The organism is Trichormus sp. NMC-1 (assembly GCF_001858025.1).
GTDB lineage: Bacteria > Cyanobacteriota > Cyanobacteriia > Cyanobacteriales > Nostocaceae > Anabaena.
On sequence record NZ_LZQD01000001.1, the window covers coordinates 803,223 to 824,630 of the forward strand.

Below are 21,408 nucleotides of genomic sequence, written 5' to 3' on the forward strand. Positions count from 1 at the left end.
CAACAAAAAGATCCCCGACTTCTTTAAGAAGTCGGGGATCTTAGCCTCTTAGTGTTCGCTAGGATTGCTGCGGAAAAATAATTCTCCGCGCCTCTGCGCCTCTGCGTGAAAAAAAAGAATTCTACCCGCAACGTTGGCTAACACCAGGCTATGCGAACCCGAAAATAAAATTGGAATTCAACGTCATCGATAGAGTAAAAGTATTTTTGATTTAAAATCTAAACCTTTTTCTTGAGAAAACTAACTAGGTTTTTGAGAAAAGACTTAGTTACAGGAGCTTCAGGTTTGCTTGGCTCAAATTCTACTTCAAGCCTAGTGGATTCTCGTTCAGATATTTGCTCTCGCACTTCTAAATTAATGGGAACTTCTTCTATCAGACCAACAAGGATGAGTCGAAATGCGACTTGTTGAATTTTTACTACAGGTATCCCCAACTGTTCTGCGATCTCTCTAATTGAGACTGTTCCTTTGGTAAATTCCCAAATTTGCCATTCTAGTTGATTTAATCGCAATTGCGGCTTGTCATTGATTGTGCTGACTAAAGCACTAATAGGATTTGGTAATTTGTCTTCTAACATATTCCATTTCCAATTACGCATAGCCCTGAGACTCATGAGTATCACTTCTTTGGGTATCCCCACCAGACCTGTCATTTCTGAAATAGGTAAAATCGTTTCAGCATCAAACTGAAACCATCCATCTTCCAACTCAAATAGTCTACAAACTTGAGTCAAAACTTGATAATTAAATAATATTTTTAATTGTTCTGCTTCCAAGACTCCTTGAGATTTGAGACACAAACCCGCTGGTTGATTAGTGGCACAAACATCTGTAATTCTAGTCGCAGAACGCATACTGAGCCAACCTTTTTGTTGGATGATGGATAACAATCCTATACCATCCAATCTATCAGCAGCTGCTACAATCTTGCCCTGCTTAAACCAAACATAAAAGTTTTTACCTTGCTGAGACGAATGAGGTAATTGTGATTTAATTGTTAGCCGTCCGGTTTTATTGCCTTGCTCCAGTAGTTGAAAAATTTCTGAGAGGGAGAGTTCAGAGAGGAAGCCTGAGATAGCCATATTTTACCCTTTTTTGCTGCGTAGCACATTCAACAACATAAAGACAGAATGTGAAAAACTTGTGGAAAATGTATGATTGGATTAAAACTGTTACAAAAGTACAAAAATCAGGAATTTTATTTTGAGCATAAAGCAGAGAGATCAGAATATCACAAATGTTTTACTCTGCTGAAGCTGACAATTTAAGCAGGAAGTCTATTGATATAAATAGGGTTTTGAGGATAATTCTGATGATTATTGCTAATACAAAGTTTCTATGAAGTTGCACATAAGATTTAAATGTAGAGAGATTTGATGAAACGTCTCCATAAGGTTTACACCATCAAGGGGGTTGTAAGATATGAGAAGTAACCTAGCTCTTCACCTCACCACAACCAATGACATCAACTTTACTGAAATTTCCTCGCCTGAACGCGCCAAAACTGCACCATTTACCTAATGGTTTAACCATCATCGCCGAACAAATGCCGGTGGAAGCAGTTAACCTCAGCTTATGGGTAAAAATTGGCTCTGCTGTAGAGTCAGACGCTATTAACGGCATGGCGCACTTTTTAGAGCATATGATTTTTAAAGGAACACAGCAATTAGTTAGTGGCGAGTTTGAACGACGAATTGAAGAACGAGGTGCTGTTACTAATGCGGCTACGAGCCAAGATTACACTCATTACTATATAAATACGGCTCCTCAAGACTTTGCAGAACTCGCTCCCCTACAAATGGATGTTGTATTTAATGCAAGTATTCCTGATGATGCCTTTGAACGGGAACGTTTGGTAGTTCTGGAAGAAATTAGGCGTTCAGAAGATAATCCCCGTCGTCGTACTTTTCGCCGGGTAATGGAAACTGCTTTTGATTCTTTACCCTACCGTCGTCCGGTACTGGGGCCAGAAGAGGTGGTTTCTCAAGTTAAACCGCAACAAATGCGGGATTTTCATGCTCATTGGTATCAACCGCAATCAATTACTGCGGTAGCTGTGGGTAATTTACCTGTAGAAGAATTAGTAAATATTGTGGCTGAGGGATTGGGTAAAAATAGGGAAATCTTAACTGTGAAGGGGGAACGGGAAACAATTATTCCTGAACCAGCTTTTACAGAAATTGTCCGTGGGGAATTTATTGATGAAAGCCTCCAGCAAGCCAGGTTGGTGATGATTTGGCGAGTACCTGGTTTGATGGAGTTAAATGACACTTATGCACTAGACGTTGTTGCGGGAATTTTAGGACATGGACGCACATCAAGATTAGTGCAGGATTTACGAGAAGAACGGGGATTGGTATCTTCAATTTCTGTGAGTAATATGAGTAATTTGTTGCAAGGTGTCTTTACTATTTCCGCAAAGTGTGATGTAGAAAATTTAGCAGTAGTAGAGGAAGCGATCGCACAACATCTGCATATACTACAAACAGAGATGGTCAAAGAGTCGGAAATTGCCCGTGTGCGGCGACGTGTGGCGAATAGATATGTTTTTGGAAATGAAACTCCAAGCGATCGCGCCGGCTTATATGGTTATTATCAATCTTTAATTGGTGATTTAGAACCAGCATTTAACTACCCAGATTATATTCAAGCCCAGGATGCAAATCATCTTCTGCAAGCAGCACAACAATATCTTTCCCCCAATGCTTATGGTGTAGTTGTTATCAAACCAGCTTAGTTATGAGGATATAGATCCCCGACTTCTCTCAGAAGTCGGGGATCTGGGTAGCATTTTTTATTCCTTATTCCCTATTCCCTGTCCTCACAGATATTATAAGTATTCAAATGAACACGATATAACAAACTATGATTTGGCAAGAAATTGATACTCATATTAGCCAAGTGACTGGCCAAAAATTCCAAACTCAGCAACATTTATCCGTAAGCGGTGGGTGTATTAATCAAGGTTATGCTGTGAGTGATGGTAAGCTGACTTACTTTGTTAAGCTTAACCAAGCATCCCAAGCGACGATGTTTGAAGCCGAAATGCTGGGTTTACAGCAAATGCATCACACAAATACTATCCTTGTTCCTCAACCTTTATGTTGGGGAACTGCGAACAATTCTAGTTATATTGTGTTGCAATGGCTAGAAATGCGAGATAGTGATAGCAAATCTTGGCAAGAAATGGGACGTAAATTAGCAGCAATGCACAAAGTTACCAGTCAAAAGGGTTTTGGCTGGGATATGAATAATACTATTGGTTCAACACCACAAATTAATACTTGGACTGATAATTGGGCAGAATTTTATACTAAATATCGCTTAAGTTATCAATTTCAGTTAGCAACGCGACGTGGTGGAAGTTTCCCCCTGCAAGATAAGTTATTAGCTGCTATCCCAGAATTGTTAGCAGATCATCATCTCCAACCATCTTTAGTACATGGTGATTTATGGGGAGGAAATGCAGGTTGTACTGTTGATGGGGAACCAGTGATTTTTGATCCGGCGACTTATTTTGGTGATCGAGAAGTTGATATAGCAATGACAGAACTTTTTGGTGGGTTTCCACCGACTTTTTATCAAGGTTATAAAGAGGTGTTTCCCTTAAATTCAGGATATGAAAACCGCAAAACTATTTATAATCTTTATCACGTTTTAAATCATTTTAATTTGTTTGGTGGTGGTTATGCTTCTCAAGCAAATGGGATGATTGAGCGAATTTTGCGTGGTTAATCACAATTTTATTGATCTCACTAAGTAGGTGAATGGAAAAAACCGTAGACGCGGAGCGGCTTCTCGAAGAGTAATATGTAACGAACTCCTGACTCCTGACTCCTGACTCCTGACTCCTGACTCCTGACTCCTGACTCCTGACTCCTGACTCCTGACTCCTGACTCCTGACTCCTGACTCCTGACTCCTGACTCCTGACTCCTGACTCCTGACTCCTGACTCCTGACTCCTGACTCCTGACTCCTGACTCCTGACTCCTGACTCCTGACTCCTGACTCCTGACTCCTGACTCCTGACTCCTGACTCCTGACTCCTGACTCCTGACTCCTGACTCCTGACTCCTGACTCCTGACTCCTGACTCCTGACTCCTGACTCCTGACTCCTGACTCCTGACTCCTGACTCCTGACTCCTGACTCCTGACTCCTGACTCCTGACTCCTGACTCCTGACTCCTGACTCCTGCTGTAAATACTGAAATATCCTTTTCTATTCATCGTGAAATACTATCAACTACAAACAAGCGTTTTACCTAATAATTACCTTAATGATTTGTGGGGAGAAATCCAAGCTAGTCCTTATTTTGCTATCAACAACCTCAACCGCGATTTTATCAATACCAAAGGCTTTTCTGTGGTATTTCAGCGTCAGGGATTAAAAACAGTTGAACAAAAATTTCCTTTTTTTAAACCTTATTTGGATTTAGCAATCCAGCCTAACTGTAATGCATTTTATCTAAATCCTTTACTGCTAAAAGAAGGCTCTCGTGTTGATCCACATATAGATCGTTCCTTACGTTCTTACTGCAAAACCATTGAACCACCTAACATTGTCAGTGTTCTCTATGTGCGTGTACCAGAAAACATGGAGGGAGGAGAATTGGTGCTAAAATCACCTAAACGCCAAATTGGGCAAATTAAACCTCAAAGCAATACACTGGTTTACTTTCAAGGTGATTTAACCCACTCTGTTAATGCAGTGACCACTCCTGGAAATCGCTTAAGTTTGGTTTGTGAACAGTATAATTTAAGTGAAGATGAACTTGAGGAAATCCCAGAATTTACCTTAGAATCAAGGGCTGCTCAATCTACAAATAAGAAACGAAAGTATGGCTATTAGAGATATCGGATATAAATAGGCCATATCGCCAAATATCAAGACTGTTATAACCTGAAATATTTGAGGAAATAAGGTTGTTTATCAATAACAAATAATGCTCTGATGATCCTTCCTTATTCCCTGTTTCTTGTTACATCTTTAAAATGGTGAGATAGAAAGAGATCTTACTTTTTTTACCCCTGCTGGTGGTGTAAAAGTGAAAGTTTGAGCGTCTATAGCTGGAGCGGTTGTTCTTTGCAATATTTTTTCTGTTATCACAATATCCAATCCTGCGATTTTACCCCTCATTTCTAGTTGCTTGAGGTTTGCAGTTTGTGGTTGAATGAAACCACTAAAGGTAAAACCCTCTCTTGAATCTTTATAAGTATAGATAGATAACTCCTCACCATCAACTCTACGTTGTTCCTGTTGTAATTCCTTTAGGTTAGTCAAGCCAAATTCTTCTACAATGAATTTGCTGTTCTCAGATTGAGCAATGGATTGTCTAACATCTTCTGGAATTTCTACAAAAGTCAACGATGATAGACCTATTAAAAATGATTCCTCGAAAGCAGCATAGGAAGTTACAGCATATTGTTTCAAATCAGGTCGGTAAATCCAAACTTGTTTCCCATCAGAAATTACTAACCTAGTAGACTTTTCTTTATCTCCCTGTTCTGTAAAAGTAATTTCCGAGCGAAATTTTCTACCAGACTGTGTGATAGTTTTAGTTTTAATGTTAAATGATAAATCAGTACCTTGCATCTTAGCATTGAAAAGGTATTCAGATTCAGTGAGATAGCTACTGCTCTGCAAAAAGTCCCTTATAGTTTTAGCTAGTAACTCAAGATCCGTTTTTGTCTCAGTTTGAGCAATGGTTGTAGCTGGGTAATTAGCGATCTGTAAAGGTGATTCTGTTATGGCACTTACTTTCCCTGCTAGTAGGGTGATTAAGCTAACAGATGAGATGATGGTTAGTGTAAGTTTGATGGGGTACATTTTCATTTAGGTTTGGTTAGATACTTGGAAAAACAAAAAGTAAGTAAGTGGGCGTTAAAAAATATAATATAAACCTAACCCCCAACCCCCTTCCCTACCAGGGAAGGGGGAGTCAAAGCCTCTCCCCTGGTAGGGGAGAGGTTTGGAGAGAGGTTTTATATTTAATTGTGCCAAGCTACTTATCTACTCTCATCCCGCCTTGATATTGCTGTTTGAGCAGGGGAAAATAAATCACAACAGTGATTATACAGTGAGCAGATGGTTTTAATACAAACCATCCTCAGCAAGTTGAGACTAAATCTTTCTTCTCGGTACAGTTAATAAGCGACAATTTTTCCAAATGTCTCGTATCGGATACATCCTATCGCTACATCGTCAAAGTACCTGGTATACATTGGGAAGGGTTGTCGTTTGTAACCGAACATGACACAAACACTGCTAAACAATCGCTATCAAGTTATTCAGGTACTCGGTGCTGGTGGGTTTGGTGAAACCTTTCTAGCAGAAGATACTCATATGCCTTCTCTTCGTCGGTGCGTTATCAAGCAACTCAAACCGATTAGCAATGATGCAAAAACCTATCAAATAATTCAAGACAGGTTTAAACGAGAAGCTGCTACCTTGGAACATCTAGGTGAAGCTAGTGACCAAATTCCTAAACTCTACGCTTACTTTCCTGAAAATGGGCAGTTTTATTTAGTTCAAGAATGGATTCAAGGTCAAACCCTAACCCAGATGATTGAAGCTAAAGGATATATAGCTGAAACCACTGTTCGGGAAATTCTTTTAAGCTTGCTGTCAGTTTTAGATTATGTCCACAGCAAAGGCATTATTCATCGAGATATCAAGCCAGATAATATTATCCTTCGCCCTCAAGATAACAAACCAGTTTTAATTGATTTCGGTGCAGTTAAGGAAACTATCCGTACTGTCATTAATCCTTCAGGACAGCCTCTGCAATCCCTCGTCATAGGGACACCTGGGTATATGCCCAGTGAGCAAGCCATCGGTCGTCCAGTTTATGCTACAGATATCTATAGTTTAGCCTTGACGGCGATTTATCTACTCACTGGTAAACAACCTCAAGAATTAGAAACTCACCCGCAGACGGGGCAAATACTGTGGCAACAATACGCTGCTGGCATATCCCCAGCAATGGTGAAGATACTCACTCAAGCAATTGAACCACGTCCGAGCGATCGCTATAGCACTGCCAGTAAAATGCTATACGCCTTACAATCTCTCAGTTTTATCCCCTCACAGTCTCCTATTACTAAGGCTACAATCAGCCTCAGTCCCCCCCCGGCTCATATCCAGTCCACTCAGCCAGTATCTTCATCTGCCAAAATTCCCATTATCAGAAAAGTTAACAATTCTGAAAATTGGCAAAAACCAGCTTTGATTGTCGGTAGTTTGTTGGTGGTAAGTTTAATCACGAATGCAGCGATTTCTAGCATTAACCGTCAGCAAGAACCCGCTGTCCCCATTGCTACTAATCCCACTGTCTCACCAGAACCGCCAACTCCTACTGTTTTACCCACAAATTCTCCTGTTTTTGAGCAACCTTCCCCAACTCCAATTGCTCCTCAACCCTCAACGCAGCAGCAAATTATTTCTAATCCTACGCCGGAGGACACTGCTTCAGAGGCATTGACACCAATACCAGTCGAAGAACCTGTTAGTCAAGCTACTCCTACCCCGACAGTCATCTCAACACCACTACCAGAAACAGAAGATAATCAGGTTCAACCGGAAGCAGTCCCCACAGTAGATGTATCTACCGATTCCCGGAAAAAACCAGATCAGAAAAAACAAGATTTAAGTAATCAATTAAATGCTACTAATATCAGTCAAACTGTGCCAGCATTTCCTACAGGTACATCAAGAAGCACCATAGAAGCAAAACTGGGAAAGAAAAAAGATTTAAGAGGCTTGTGGAGTAATACTCGTGCAGTCACCTATAAGGTAGTACCAAACCAAATTGATTTAGGCTACTTATTTGACCGTAAATCTGGAGTTTTGCGGCAAACTGAGGCAGCTTTTGCCGAAACAGTAAACCCCCAACTCATGCAGTCAACATTGAATGGAATGTTAGGTGGACAAGCAACAGGAGAAATTCAGCAAGGACTAAAACAGGTACAACAGCGTCAGTTAGATAATTTTCAGTTTAGTCAAGGTTCTGTTAAAGGTCAGATAGTCCGGCAAAACTGTGATTTTATTTACATTAGTATTTGGGATGCAGATTTACATGATTTTGTGAATCCGGCGAACGCAAAACAATGTTAAATTCTGAATCAAGATTTACAGCATTTAATGTAGTTATCTTCACTGGTTTTTTTCATCTTTATCCTCTGAATTAGGATTTACAGGATTAAATGTAGTTATCTTCACTGGTTTTTTTCATCCTCTACATCCTTAAATCCTGAGCATCCTGATTCAGACATTTATCAATAAAAAAAGGAGCCTGAATCAGACTCCTCACTCAAAAAAGATTAAGTAATTTATAATTACGAATTACTTAATACTGACTTTACCACCAGCTTCTTCAATACGCTTCTTGATATCTTCAGCAGCTTCCTTAGCTACAGCTTCCTTAACGGACTTGGGAGCAGCTTCTACCAAGTCTTTAGCTTCTTTCAGACCCAAACCAGTGATTTCACGGACAATCTTCAGGACAGCAATCTTCTTATCAGCTGGAACTGACTCTAAAATTGCATCAAACTCGGTTTTTTCTTCTACTACTTCAGCAGCAGCAGCACCAGGAGCAGCCATCATCATCATTCCACCAGCGGCTGGAGCAGCACTTACTCCAAAAGCTTCTTCAATTTGCTTAACTAATTCAGAAGCTTCCAGCAAAGTCAAGGATTTCAATTGTTCTAAAATTTGTTCGGTTGCAGCAGACATTGATATAACTCCTGTAATGTTTGATTAGTTATTAGTCATTAGTTATCATTCATTGGTCATTAGTCATTACTCTTGACCATGATCTATAACCTAATGAAGTATTTTACTCAGCAGCACTTTCGGCAGCACTCTCAGTAGTACTTTCGGCAGCACTCTCAGTAGCACCACTTTCTTCTTTCTCAGCCACTGCCTGCAAAGCACGAGCCAAAGAACTGGGAACTTCGTTGATACCCACAGCAACTTTGGTAGCCAAAGCGTTGATAGCTCCAGCAATTTGCGCCATGAGTTGTTCCTTAGATGGCAAGTCTCCTAAAGCCTTGACATCAGTTTCTTTCAGCAGGCGACCGTCCATAACGCCACCACGAAGTTCTGTCTTCTTGGTAACTTTTTGGAACTCTTGGTAACTCTTAATTGCAGATGAGAAATCTTCTTTGACTAGCAAAAAAGCAGAAGAACCTTTGAGTAATTCCGACAATGGCTGCCATTTTTCTTGATCTTGAATGGCAATGCCCATAAAGGTGTTTTTAGTCACCTTACAAACTGTGCCACTAGGACGTAAACGCCGCCTTAAGTCAGTGATTTCAGCAACTGTTAAACCCTGATAATCAATTACCAGCGCCAAAGTTGATTCACTCAAAGTCTCTTTGAGATCAGCGACAATCTCTTTTTTATTTTCTAAAGTTCGACCCATACTTTTTTCACCTCCAAGGGCAAAATTTTATCAGTTATCAGTTCTCAGTTATTAATATTTACTGTTCACTGTTTACTGTTTTTTACTGACCAACCGAAAACAATTAACCCCAGCTATCTTAGCCGGGGTTTCACAGTAGTACTTTTAATGCCGCAGTTATCATACATATGTTGATAAAACGTCAGGCAATCAAAGCATCAACCTAGGCAGGATATTAAGCTGTTAGCACCTGCTGTCTCCGGCTTTGCCTATTTAATTTTGGTAATTGGTAATTAGGTAATTGGTATTTCCGCGATTACCCATTATCCAATTAAGCTAGTTCGTTCAGTTTTAAATCTCGTAGGGCGCTGATATCGATCTTAATCGATGGTCCCATAGTGGCAGAGACGTAAAATGTACGCCAATAACGACCTTTGGCTCCTGAAGGACGGTTACGGTCAATTGTCTCTTGCAACGCTTTGAGGTTGACTAACAAATCTTCAGGGGCAAAGGATGCCTTTCCAAACATAACATGGACAATCCCAGTTCGATCAGCACGGAATTCTAATTTACCAGCTTTGAATTCTGCGATCGCACTTGCTACGTCAAATGTCACAGTTCCACCCTTAGGTGAGGGCATCAAACCACGGGGACCTAGCAACTTACCAAGCTTTGCTACTTGTGGCATCACATCTGGTGTAGCAATCAGCTTGTCAAAATCCATCCGGCCTTTTTGGATTTCGTCAATTAATTCTTCTGAACCAGCAATATCAGCACCAGCATTTGTAGCTTCGTTGACTTTTTCACCTCTAGCAATCACTGCTACCCGGACGATTTGTCCAGTACCCTTAGGCAGTGCTACTGTTGTCCGCAACTGTTGGTCTGTATATTTTGGGTCAATTCCTAGCCGGATATGTGCTTCTGCGGCTTCGGCGAATTTAGCTGTTGCTGTCTCTTTTAATAGAGCTAAAGCCTCTACAGGTGTATAGTCCCTGTCTTCTACTTTGTCTTGCAACGCCTCTAATCGGCGTGATATTTTCTTTCCCATTTTTTGCTCCTGGGGTGATATCGAAGTTGCGCTTCTCCCCCAATTAAATTTTAGATTTTTAGATTTTGGATTGAAGCTGAGTTTTTAACTGCCAATACCAAAAATTCAAAATTAGTCTGCTACAGTCACGCCCATGTTCTTGGCGGTTCCTTCCACAATATTCATTGCCGCGTCGATATCGTTGGCATTGAGGTCAGGAAGTTTGGTTTGAGCAATTTCTCTCAACTGCGCTCTGGTAATGCTCCCAACTTTCTTTTTGTTAGGTTCATTAGACCCGCGCTCAATTTTCGCTGCCTTGCGAATCAATACTGATGCTGGAGGTGTTTTGAGTACAAATGTAAAACTTCGGTCTTCAAAAACCGAAATTTCTACAGGTATTACCATCCCAGCTTGGTCTGCTGTTTTGGCATTGTACTCTTTGCAGAACATCATGATGTTAACGCCATGTTGACCCAATGCTGGGCCTACTGGCGGTGCTGGATTGGCTTTTCCAGCATTCAGGGCCAGTTTAATGACCGCTACTACTTTCTTCGCCATTTGGATTTAGCTCTGTTTTTCTACCTGATTAAATTCCAATTCTACTGGTGTATCTCGCCCAAAAATCGAGAGTAGAGCTTTTAGCTTACTCCGTTCTGGCGAAACTTCAATCACCTCACCTTCAAAGTCTTTAAATGGACCAGAAAGTACAATGATCTTATCACCTGTAGCCATGTCAATTTTGACTAATGGCTCTTGTTCACTGGTTTGTTTGAATATACGTTCTACTTCTGAATTGCTCAGGGGTACTGGTTTTACGTGTCCGCGACCCTTGCCGGTACCACGTTTTTGTTCTGCTCCCACAAAATTAATGACGTGAGAGGTATTTCGTACCACCTGCCAAGTATCATCGGGAATTTGCTTAGTTGCCGGATCTAAGATTAACCGCACTAGCACATAACCAGGAAAAACCTTTTCTTCTGTATGCTGGCGGCTACCATCTTTACGGATTTTCACCGCTGGCGTGTGTGGAATTTCCACCTGAATGATTTTGTCAGCGACATCAAAGGTTTGGATGCGCTGCTCTAAGTTTGTCTTCACGCGCTTCTCACAGCCTGAGGCTACTTGCACTGCATACCAGCGTGCTTCCTTCATCGCTGTTTCTAGTGCTTCCTCTGACTGCAACGTATCCAGTGGTTCGTCTGTTGCAGAAGTCATCAGAATACCTGTTTTGCTGCCCAAGCAAACAATCCATCGACCAAATATATTAAAGATGCGGAGAGTGTCACCATTAACAAGACAGCTGCTGATTCGCTCACCAACTGCTGCCGACTGGGCCAAACTACTTTTTCAAGTTCTTCTTTTGTTCCTTGGAAGAAATTGTTTAAGCTAAACCCATTTCCGGTTTCTGGCATTTCTGCTTCACTTTTTTTGGCCACGGTCGTTATCCCCCCCGTTTCTTACATAGCTACACCTTGCTAGTTTTCGTCAAGGTTCACTGCTTCGACCCTATTTCATGAAAACAAATAAGCTGCAAGCAAAAATAATTGTACCCGAAATATTCAACGCTGACTGCCATTTTAGCAGATGCGTTTTCGTTTCGGGCTATATTTTTTTGCTCTTAAGCGCGCCCTGGAGGACTTGAACCCCCGACATCAGGTTTTGGAGACCTGCGTTCTACCAACTGAACTAAGAGCGCACAAGCTGTCTTTGTTCCAGTCATTGCGCTGAACTTTTTTAGTTTAACGCAATTTCGACTTTGATCATAACTTATTTTTGTTAGGAAAGCAAGTGAGCGGCAGATGCCGCTTGGAGGCTGAGATTTCTCTCCTCGCTTTGGCGGTTTGAATCACAAAGAGCGGTCAAACCGTTGTTTAATCCGGGTGGCTTTGCCGACGCGATCGCGCAGATAATATAGTTTAGCGCGTCTTACCTTACCACGTCGCAGTACTTTGATACTGTCAATTCGAGGAGAATGCAACAAAAATACACGCTCAACGCCGACACCTTGGAAAACCTTGCGGACGGTAATAGTTTCATTAATTCCGCCATTGCGTCTAGCGATTACCACGCCTTCATAAGGTTGGACGCGGAATTTCTCGCCTTCTTTAATTTTTACTCCTACCTTGACTGTGTCGCCTACATAAATTACGGGCAAATCGGATCTTAGTTGCTCCGCTTCTATAGAGCGGATAATCTCTTGAGCGTTCATAGTTTCTCCAATTTTCTGAAAAAAACTCACGATCATTAATCATAAATCCATAACTGCCTGACAGTCCAGCTATTTCAGATTATTAATGTTGGTTGCTGTTGAAAATGCCGAACAAAGTATCTTTTTGTAGGAAGGAGAGGTATTTTGGTAAAGTTTATGACTTTCCAAAGATTTTCTTCATTGTCCAAGGTATATATTTATACATTTATAAATGAATTTTAGCACATTTTGGTGCATTTTCCCATTCCTGTAAATAGTGATTTACGAAGCAACAGGAGCAAATCTTGATATTTATCATCTTATTTTGTGCGCTTAATCCACTCTATCAAGCTGTAGCAATCTCCGTCCGCAAGATACATAAACGTTTCTCTATTATTGCCATGAAATAGTTTTTACAGTTTGCAGTATCAGAGAATCTTGGGTTGAGTTCAATTACATTATAAAAATATAAAAAATCAAATCAGGCTGTATATAATCGAGCAGAAATAAAGATTGCAATCACATAAAACTGATAAAGAACATAGAGTTTTCCAGAAAATGAGGATGCTTGTTTTCTTTTCTATTGTTCTTCTTTAGTTGAGATAAGCAACCCCCATAAATCACGTACAAATTTGTATGTAACAGCTTTATGATCAATTTTTTAGTTTGATTCTCCCTAAAAGTAGGGTGGGTTTATTTCCTCCATTAAATATTAATGCATATTTAATTATGCTATAAAGGTTCCTAGTCTCACCAAAGATAGAACCCATCCCCCAGGGTACCTCTCTTCCGTAGGGGTGATGCCTAAAACTTGGTTTTTGTATTATTAAAAAGTCAGGTTATTCGGCGTTTTGAGCATACATAGTTATCTCTATTTGTGCCTTTCTACTTAATTAAAAATTTTCAACACCAATTTTCTAGATTATGCGAATCATACATATATTGAATCATGTTCAAGAAATAGGTAATGGGATCGTCAATGTAGCTGTAGATCTGGCCTGTTTACAAGCAGAAAATGGTAATGATGTGGCAGTAATTTCAGGTGGGGGAGAATACGAAGAATTATTAGATAAATTTGGTGTCAAACACTACGAAATAGACCAAAGTCGGAACCCAGTAAATATTATTAAAGCAGGGGTAGCTTATCGGCACATTGTGCAAGAGTTTCAGCCTGATATTGTTCATGCCCATATGATGACTGGGATAGTTTTAGCAAGTATCTTGAGACTAAAAAATAGGTATGCTTTAATTTCTACAGTCCACAATGAATTCCAGCGTTCTAGCTTGTTAATGGGTTTAGCAGATAGGGTAATAGCTGTTAGTCAGGCTGTGCAAACTTCAATGGTGCGACGTGGTATTCCTGAGAATAAGTTACGGGTAATACGCAATGGGACTTTGGGGAGTCCTCGGACTCGAAAAATATCAGATTATCAACCTTTAAATTTACAACGTCCTGCGATCGCAACGGTAGCGGGAATGTATACACGTAAAGGTATCAGCGAGTTAATTTCAGCCTTTGAGCAAATTGTTCCAGCGTTTCCCGAAGCGCATCTTTATTTAGTGGGAAATGGTCCGGATAGAGAGATGTTTGCAGCCCAAGCACAAGCAACTCCTGTCAGCAATCATATCCATTTTGAAGGATTTCAACCGGAACCGCAACGTTATCTCCTGGCTTGTGATATTTTTGTTTTGGCTTCCCACCGAGATCCTTGTCCTCTGGTACTTTCAGAAGCAAGAGAAGCTGGGGTGGCTATTGTCGCTACAGAGGTAGACGGCATCCCGGAAGCATTAGACAATGGGAAAGCTGGAATTTTAGTACCAGCTAAAGATAGTCAAGCCTTAGCTGGAGAATTAGTCAAATTATTGAGTAACCCAGATACACTTCAAGAATGGAAATATAAGGCCAAGCAAAACCTCGATTGGCTGAATATTGCTCGTGTTCATGAGGAAACATTAGCAGTGTATCGAGAAGTGAATTGATCATTGGAATTTTTTCTTCCAAATTCGCAATTTGATAAATACAGGTTTTGCCCAACGTCCACCGATTAAATCGTGTAGCAAAGTATAAAAACAGGGAATTATAAACAGTGTTAGCAACGTTGCTAAAGACAAACCAGAAAATACGACTACACCCAATGGTTGGAGAAATTCTGAACCTTCTCCAATTCCCAAAGCTAGGGGGAACATACCTAAAACAGTCGTAATGGTTGTCATCAAAATAGGGCGTAAACGTTGGGGTGCGGCTTTTAAAATTGCGGTTTTGCGGTCAATGTGTTCTCGTTCCCGAAGTTGATTAGCTAGTTCCACCATAATAATGGCGTTGTTAACCACAATACCTACTAACAAGACCGCACCAACAACTACTGTTGCGCCAATGGCGGTTTCAGTAATATAAAGCCCAAAAATACCCCCAGCTAATGCTAGAGGAATGGTAAACAAAATTACTAAAGGGTCTACGAGGGAATTGTATTGTACAGCCATGACGACAAAAACCAAGAAGATGGCTAATCCTCCTAACACTTGCAGCGAGTTTTGTAGTTCTTTATTAGATTCAGCTGTCGCACTGGGTAAAAGACTCACACCTTGGGGAAAATTTGCACTGTTGAGGACTTGATCTACCTGTTCTAGCGCTTGAGTTAGACTTGCGCCTTCTGCCAAATTACCAGCTATTAGGAAGACTTGACGCTGATTAATCCGTTGAATTTCTCCTGGTGCTTGAGCTTCAGCAATTTTTGCTACATCACTCAAGCGGATTTGTTGATTACCTTCCACAAATAGAGGTAATCTCTCTAACTGAGAAGTTGATTGTACAGAAGTTTCGTTTAACTGTACCCGGACATCAACTAAACGGTTATTGCGTTGTAGCTGGGTGGGTATACTACCTTCAATTGCGGTCTGGATTGTGTCTCCAATATCTTTGGTATTTAAACCAACTTTTGCAACTCGTTCCCAGTCGGGTAATATCTGAATTTCTGGTTGACGCGCATCTGCGTCAGGACGGAAACGGACTGCGGTGGCTTTTTGTTCTAAATTTGCTAATAATTCCCGACCGGCTTGTTCCAAAGTGTCGGAGTCATTTCCTTGGAGAATGATGTCAACATCAGCATTGCGGATTGGGGAGTTGTTGAGAATTAAACCCCGCACTTGACCAGGGTTGAGACGGAGACGAATATCTACTAAGTTCAGTTTGCTAAACTCTTTGGTGACACGTTCAACATAAGTCTCTATATTTGTGTCTGGTTTAAGGGTAATAGTACTGGAACTTCGCAGAGGGTTAGCACTGCTATTGTTACCAAAAAGAAAACCGCCAACTGTAGAAAATACATATTCCGTTTCTGGCTGTTGACGGAGAATGTCATCTACAGCTTTCATGACTTTTTGGTTAGTTTCTAAGGGTATACCAGGGGGAAACTGGGCAATTAAGTTGACTTGTCCGGTATTGATGCGGGGGAGAATTTCTTGGGGAATTTGAGGTGCTATCCACCAACTACCACCACCTAATGCAATAATAGCGATCGCAATTGTCAACAATCTCCAGCGCAATATACCGCCTAAAAAACTACTATAAGCTCTTGTTGCTGCCTCAAAACGGCTATTAAATACCCGCAATGGCCAAAAATTATTGAGGGAACTGGAAAAGGGTAAACTTAATAAGCGCGATGTCAGCATAGGAACAACGGTAACGGCGATTAAAATTGAAGCCGCTACGGAAAAGCTGATGGTGAGAATTAACTCGTTGAAGAGTAATGAGATAAAACCACCAATTAATAAAAATGGCAATACTGCAACTAAATTAGTACTGGTGGAAGCAACTAAGGCTGATTCTACTTCTCGGCTGCTGTCTTCAGATTGTTGAATAATTGATGCAGCCGATAATTTTGAGTCTTGATTGCGAATTTTTGATTGATTAATTCCCTCAGCTATGTTTTCTAACATGACGATGGAATTATCAACCACAATTCCCACGCCTAATGCTAAACCACCTAAGCTGAAAACATTAAGTGACAAGCCAAATAAACCCATTAAAATAATTGCTGTCAAAGATGCGAGGGGAATGGCGACAACAATAATAAAGGTTTGACGTAGAGAACCCAAAAAGAGTAAAACTGCGATCGCCGCTAAACCTGAGCCAATTAACCCAGAAGTAGTCACATTCGCTATAGAATTACGGATAAATTTTGATTCATCTAAGGTAGCTGTGAGAATTGCTTCTTGAGGAATTACACCCCCTTTTTGCAGTTCTGCTAGGCGTTTTTTCACGCCATCAACGACATTGATGGTGTTAGCATCTGGCTGTTTTTGAACGCTGACTTTTACTGCTTCTTCGCCGTTGAGTAAAACATAGACTCGCTGTTTTTCTGATCCATCAATAACTTCAGCAAAGTCTCGCAAGTAAACACGGTTTTTGATAGTAGAATTTGGCGCGGATACTTCAAAGGAAAGATTATTAAGTTCATCGGCACTTTGGAAGCGTCCCACAGTCCGGGTTAAAGCTTCTGAATTTGTTCCTAAAATCCGACCACCGGAAATATCTTGATTGCGGTTTTGGAGTTCATTGAGTACATCTGTCAAACCCACACCAACGGCTTGGAGGCGGTCTAAATCAATATTTACCCTGACTTCTTCTTTCACTCCTCCCGATACACTGACCCCGGCAACTCCCTCTACCACACCCAATTCACGGGCTAGTTCTTCTTCGGCAAAAACTCGTAAATCAACACCTTTAAGGGTGGGTGAAGTGATTGCAAATTCATAAACAGGTAATTGAGAAGGATCTATTTTAAATACCCGTGCTTCTCCAATATTATCTGGTAATCGGTTTCTAGCCCGGTTAAAGGATGCTGTGGCATCATTAAGGGCTTGGTCAATATTTCCTCCCGGTCGAAAGTATAAATCCAAACTAATTTGACCTTCACGGGTTTGGGAAAAAACCTGAATTACACCTTCAGTCGCGGAAAAGGCTTCTTCTAAACGTTTGGTGACTTCATCAACTGCTACTTCTGGAGAAATTCCTGGGGCTTCTATCCGCACTCCAATGCGGGGATAGGTAATAGATGGAAGTAAATCTACGGGTAAACGAATGATGAAAAATACACCCATGACAATCACAGCCAAGGTGAGCATGAGTGTGCCGATGTGTTGGCGGATAGAAATAGCGCTAATACTAAATCCGCTACTATTGTTTGTTTGTTGCATCTTTAAAAATGGAAAAATGAACTACTTTTGGCAGAGGATATTTTCTCAACGCAATTTACAAATTCTTACAAAAAAAGGGAACAGGGAATAGGGAATAGGGAACAGGGAATAGATAAGAAACTTTAGTTCTGAGTTTAAAGCTCAGTCAAAAAAAAAGATGTTTTTTGAAGGAGATAAACGAAAAAAAACATTGTCATTATTTCAATCTCATGTTTTTAAACATGAGTTTTTTCTGTTAAGAGTTGCCCGTTCCCTATTCCCTCTGAATTTTTGTTTTTTGTGGTGCTTTCAATTCTGGTTCTGACAAAATAGATAAATTCACAGTTTCACCATCTTTTAAAGGTTTGCTACTGCGAAGAACATAACTTTCTCCTGGTTGCAAGCCAGAGAGAATTTCTACTTTGCCGTCGGATGCTGTCCCTAAAGTTACAGAGCGTTCTTTTACCTGGGATTTACCCTCTGTCTTTTCTAAAACAAATACCTTGCCATTCTTGTTTTCTGTCTGGTTGCCATTAATAGCTGTTTCTGGAACCACTACTCGCTGTGGTGTTTCGGTGTCAAAATTAACTCGTGCTAGTAGTCCACTGCCAATTTTTCCCCCGCTGTTGGGAATTACTACTTCTATCGGTACTAAACGGGCTGTAGGATCGGCGGTTGGAGAAATGCGAGTAACTCTACCAACTATTTTTTGCTCAGGGAAGGCATCTAAACGCACTTGTACCGATTGCCCAACCTGAATTTTTGCTAGTTCTAATTCAGAAACTTGGACTGCGACTTTGACACGACTAAAGTCGCCAATTTTTAAGACTTCGTTTCCAGGTTGCAGAAGATTACCAGGTTCTGTGACTTTTTCTGTGACTATGCCGGTGATGGGAGAAATTAAGCGAGCATAGGAACGGCGTTCTTTGGCGGCACTAACTACTGCTTGCTGGACAATTACTCGACCTTGGGCGGCGGCGACAGCTTCCTTTTCTGTACGCACTTGCTCAATGGTCGCTTGTAGGGCTTGTTGGGAGGTTTGGGCTTTTGTTTGGGCTTGTTGGGCGGTTTGTTCGGCGATCGCTCCTTCTTTATATAATTTTTGCTGTCTTTGGGAATCTGCTTTCGCTTGGAATACTTCTAACCGCGCTTTTTCTACTTCAGCACTAGCATTACTTACCTGATTTTTGGCTCTAGCAACTTCTGATTTACGGGCTGCTAGTTCGGCTTCGGCTTGCTGTAATCCTGTCACGAGAATGACATCATCTAACTGGCTGATAATTTGCCCCCGTTTGACTGTATCTCCCACATCTAGGTTTAATGCTAGTAGTCGCCCTTCTACTTGCGATCGCACTGATACTATCCGAAAGGGTGTGGTGTTACCTATATACTCTGCTGAGGGACGTAATAAGTTTGTCCGCGCGATCGCTACATCTACAGCAGTTTTACTATTAGGGCGTTCTCGTCCACCAGTCCGTTGAGATTGGGCTTCGGCTGATTCTTTTGGTAGTGATCCACAACTCCCTGTCAGCAATGCCAGTCCCAACATACAAGTCATTAATAATGTCTGGCTGTTCATGACTGGGTTGGTAATTAAGGTCGTTGGTATTTTTACCTGTTTTGGCGGCTTTTTTCCATCCAAAATCATGAATTTTTCTCCTATTTGGGAGTTTTTACAGTTAAACAATCGTGTATGAGCAAACTATTTTGAATAAAATAAATCACAGAAAAATAGATAATATTTAATCTTTTTTTCGGCAATTTTTGTATTTAAAATCACTATTTTTGCTCAACAAAACTGTCAAAATCGCTATTTATATAGAATCATAAAATTAGTATAAATACTTTTCTGAAAATGGGTAATAGGAAATTAGTCATGGTTAAAACGAGTCAGAGGCCAGGTAATTCTGAATTCTTTCCCTTTTTCCCTATCTGCCCAATCCACAAATTTGTCTCCAAGGCTAGTATTTCTAGGGTTTTGAGTATATATTAAGAATATTAAACAAAGGTTGATTTTTGCGCCATTGTACTCATGGCTGGATTTCTGGACAGATTGAGAGTACAGCGACTATTTATGTAAGGAAGGTAAAGAGTGGCATCATCCCTGAAAATTGTCCAAACTACCAATGAAGAGCAGATTGCGGAATTTTTCCAAGCATCAGTAGGTCAGTGGCAATCTGAACGGCGATATTACACCCTGCCCCAGGGAGAAACCAAAGAAGTAGAGAGTCTAATCACCATCCGGTTTTTACAACAGGGCTGTCAGGAATTGCAAAACCTGGCTCAGTTACATGATTTGTCCAAGTTAGAGATTTTGACCTGTGGTGCCCAAGTGAGTTGGAACAGTACTGATGTACTAAAATCCGGGAAAGAATCGAAGGGCTGCACGCTGTTTGGTGCTTTGGGAAATATCTTGTACCGCGATCGCGGTTTCGCTACAACCAAACCAGTCACGGCTGAATATTATTTCTCCAATTTCCAAACCCTGTCTTTGCGAACCGAGTACAACAGTTCCGTCTTTGAGGAAGAAATCAAGCTCATTGGCAGCAAATACCGCACCAGACAGAGTATTATTTCCCGTGCTGGTGAGCAGTTGATGATTGGTCAATATTTAGAAAAGCGAATAAGTAGGTAAGTAGGTGGGCGTTAAAAATTGTCGTTATGACAAGGGAACAGGGAACAGGGAACAGGGAAGAGGTTTTGAGCCAATTTTACTTTTCGTTACATATTTCTGTTTTTCCCCGTCCACCTACTTACCTTTAAATTTTTCTGTTAACCTACTTAGACAGAATTAAATGTAAGATAAAATTTTTGTTGTAGTGAGCGATTTATCGCTCTCTTGCTAGGTTTGATAGGGCTAAAGCCCTTACTACTAACTTTTCTTTTATTCAGTCTTACTACTTAGAAAGTTGTATCAATTCTCTAGATTAAAGCTACAAATTGTATCAACCTGAAAGTGAAACAGTATTAGTAGTTGCGGCCGACGCGAGTTGAGCTTGATACTGTGTTGACTCAAACACATTACCTTTAGCAACCAGGAGGAGCAAACCGGGAAGAGGAATGGGCAGGTTTTGCCTACAATAATGATGCAACTGATAGGCGAGAGAGCTTCTCAAGAGGGGAAATAATTTTTTACAAAAAATTTACAATAATTTTCACCAAATTTCTGGCTGGTGTGTCATTATAGGAAGGTGAGACTTGATTTGGCGGCAGTGTGTGTTGTTAGTATTGATAGGTTTTTCCCTTTTGGTATTTACAGACTTCTCTCCAAAATCTAAATCTCTACACCCGATGGTTTTGGACACAAAGTAATCTATGTCAGTTTACGTAGGCAATCTTTCTTACGAAGTTACACAAGAAGCTCTAACAGCTGTATTCGCAGAATATGGTACTGTTAAGCGCGTGCAGATTCCCACCGACCGGGAAACTGGCCGCGTTCGCGGTTTTGCTTTCGTAGAAATGGGTACAGATGCAGAAGAAACAGCAGCCATCGAAGCTCTCGACGGTGCTGAATGGATGGGACGAGATTTGAAAGTTAATAAAGCCAAGCCTAAGGAAGACCGTGGTGGTTCCTTCGGTGGTGGTGGTGGCGGCGGCGGACGCGGCGGCTACGGT

Annotated in this window: 19 protein-coding genes, 1 tRNA gene and 1 other annotated feature; of the genes, 7 read left to right on the forward strand and 13 right to left on the reverse strand. The window is 40.9% G+C overall.

Annotated features, from left to right (window positions below; translation table 11 throughout):
* Positions 1-218 precede the first annotated feature (218 nt).
* On the reverse strand, positions 219-1,082 hold the full coding sequence (locus tag A9Y75_RS03550; RefSeq protein WP_071188185.1) for a DUF4388 domain-containing protein: 864 nt from the start codon (positions 1,080-1,082) through the stop codon (positions 219-221).
* A gap of 377 nt (positions 1,083-1,459) precedes the next feature.
* Between A9Y75_RS03550 and A9Y75_RS03555 the strand changes: the two genes are divergently transcribed.
* Positions 1,460-2,737, forward strand: coding sequence for a pitrilysin family protein (locus A9Y75_RS03555; RefSeq protein ID WP_071188186.1), 1,278 nt, complete (start codon positions 1,460-1,462; stop codon positions 2,735-2,737).
* Positions 2,738-2,865: 128 nt separating this feature from the next.
* Positions 2,866-3,735 (forward strand): fructosamine kinase family protein, encoded by an 870-nt coding sequence (locus tag A9Y75_RS03560; RefSeq protein WP_177176091.1) that lies wholly within the window; start codon positions 2,866-2,868, stop codon positions 3,733-3,735.
* A 20-nt stretch (positions 3,736-3,755) separates the two neighbouring features.
* On the opposite strand, the gene A9Y75_RS28200 is transcribed toward A9Y75_RS03560, so the two are convergent.
* Positions 3,756-4,229, reverse strand: coding sequence for a hypothetical protein (locus A9Y75_RS28200; RefSeq protein WP_071188187.1), 474 nt, complete (start codon positions 4,227-4,229; stop codon positions 3,756-3,758).
* A 1-nt stretch (position 4,230) separates the two neighbouring features.
* Between A9Y75_RS28200 and A9Y75_RS03570 the strand changes: the two genes are divergently transcribed.
* The gene (locus tag A9Y75_RS03570) at positions 4,231-4,851 is read left to right on the forward strand and encodes a 2OG-Fe(II) oxygenase (protein ID WP_071188188.1); all 621 of its coding nucleotides are present in this window, start codon (positions 4,231-4,233) and stop codon (positions 4,849-4,851) included.
* A 138-nt stretch (positions 4,852-4,989) separates the two neighbouring features.
* Here A9Y75_RS03570 and A9Y75_RS03575 read toward each other — a convergent pair whose 3' ends face one another.
* A complete protein-coding gene (locus A9Y75_RS03575; protein WP_083389481.1) occupies positions 4,990-5,829 on the reverse strand; it encodes a hypothetical protein in 840 nt (279 codons plus the stop codon).
* A gap of 423 nt (positions 5,830-6,252) precedes the next feature.
* On the opposite strand from A9Y75_RS03575, the gene A9Y75_RS03580 reads away from it, so the two are divergent.
* Positions 6,253-8,115 (forward strand): serine/threonine-protein kinase, encoded by a 1,863-nt coding sequence (locus tag A9Y75_RS03580; RefSeq protein WP_071188189.1) that lies wholly within the window; start codon positions 6,253-6,255, stop codon positions 8,113-8,115.
* Positions 8,116-8,343: 228 nt separating this feature from the next.
* On the opposite strand, the gene rplL is transcribed toward A9Y75_RS03580, so the two are convergent.
* The 8 genes from rplL to rplS all read right to left on the reverse strand — a co-directional run bounded on the left by rplL (position 8,344) and on the right by rplS (position 12,639).
* Complete coding sequence (gene rplL / locus A9Y75_RS03585) at positions 8,344-8,733, reverse strand: 50S ribosomal protein L7/L12 (RefSeq protein ID WP_071188190.1); 390 nt, start codon at positions 8,731-8,733, stop codon at positions 8,344-8,346.
* Between the two features lie 103 nt (positions 8,734-8,836).
* Positions 8,837-9,424 carry a 50S ribosomal protein L10 gene (gene rplJ, locus A9Y75_RS03590; protein WP_071188191.1) on the reverse strand — a complete coding sequence of 196 codons (588 nt, stop codon included), beginning with the start codon at positions 9,422-9,424 and terminating at the stop codon, positions 8,837-8,839.
* A 92-nt stretch (positions 9,425-9,516) separates the two neighbouring features.
* Positions 9,517-9,684, reverse strand: a sequence feature (ribosomal protein L10 leader region).
* Positions 9,685-9,734: 50 nt separating this feature from the next.
* Positions 9,735-10,451, reverse strand: coding sequence for a 50S ribosomal protein L1 (gene rplA, locus A9Y75_RS03595; RefSeq protein WP_071188192.1), 717 nt, complete (start codon positions 10,449-10,451; stop codon positions 9,735-9,737).
* 111 nt (positions 10,452-10,562) lie between these two features.
* Entirely contained in the window at positions 10,563-10,988 is a 426-nt protein-coding gene (gene rplK, locus A9Y75_RS03600; protein ID WP_016950740.1) for a 50S ribosomal protein L11, read from the reverse strand.
* A 6-nt stretch (positions 10,989-10,994) separates the two neighbouring features.
* On the reverse strand, positions 10,995-11,645 hold the full coding sequence (gene nusG, locus A9Y75_RS03605; RefSeq protein WP_071188193.1) for a transcription termination/antitermination protein NusG: 651 nt from the start codon (positions 11,643-11,645) through the stop codon (positions 10,995-10,997).
* Complete coding sequence (secE, locus tag A9Y75_RS03610) at positions 11,645-11,866, reverse strand: preprotein translocase subunit SecE (RefSeq protein WP_071188194.1); 222 nt, start codon at positions 11,864-11,866, stop codon at positions 11,645-11,647. The genes nusG and secE overlap by 1 nt, the downstream gene beginning before the upstream one ends.
* Positions 11,867-12,053: 187 nt before the next feature.
* A tRNA-Trp gene (locus tag A9Y75_RS03615) sits at positions 12,054-12,126 on the reverse strand.
* 150 nt (positions 12,127-12,276) lie between these two features.
* Entirely contained in the window at positions 12,277-12,639 is a 363-nt protein-coding gene (gene rplS, locus A9Y75_RS03620) for a 50S ribosomal protein L19 (RefSeq protein ID WP_071188809.1), read from the reverse strand.
* A gap of 903 nt (positions 12,640-13,542) precedes the next feature.
* On the opposite strand from rplS, the gene A9Y75_RS03625 reads away from it, so the two are divergent.
* A complete protein-coding gene (locus A9Y75_RS03625) occupies positions 13,543-14,598 on the forward strand; it encodes a glycosyltransferase family 4 protein (RefSeq protein ID WP_071188195.1) in 1,056 nt (351 codons plus the stop codon).
* Here the strand turns inward: A9Y75_RS03625 and A9Y75_RS03630 are convergent, their stop codons facing one another.
* Both A9Y75_RS03630 and A9Y75_RS03635 read right to left on the reverse strand, forming a co-directional pair.
* A complete protein-coding gene (locus tag A9Y75_RS03630) occupies positions 14,599-17,814 on the reverse strand; it encodes an efflux RND transporter permease subunit (RefSeq protein WP_071188196.1) in 3,216 nt (1,071 codons plus the stop codon).
* 253 nt (positions 17,815-18,067) lie between these two features.
* A complete protein-coding gene (locus A9Y75_RS03635; protein ID WP_071188197.1) occupies positions 18,068-19,441 on the reverse strand; it encodes an efflux RND transporter periplasmic adaptor subunit in 1,374 nt (457 codons plus the stop codon).
* A gap of 444 nt (positions 19,442-19,885) precedes the next feature.
* Between A9Y75_RS03635 and A9Y75_RS03640 the strand changes: the two genes are divergently transcribed.
* A complete protein-coding gene (locus A9Y75_RS03640; RefSeq protein ID WP_071188198.1) occupies positions 19,886-20,428 on the forward strand; it encodes a phycobiliprotein lyase in 543 nt (180 codons plus the stop codon).
* Between the two features lie 680 nt (positions 20,429-21,108).
* Positions 21,109-21,408 (forward strand): RNA-binding protein (locus tag A9Y75_RS03645; RefSeq protein WP_071188199.1); only part of this gene is annotated, 300 nt, incomplete at its 3' end.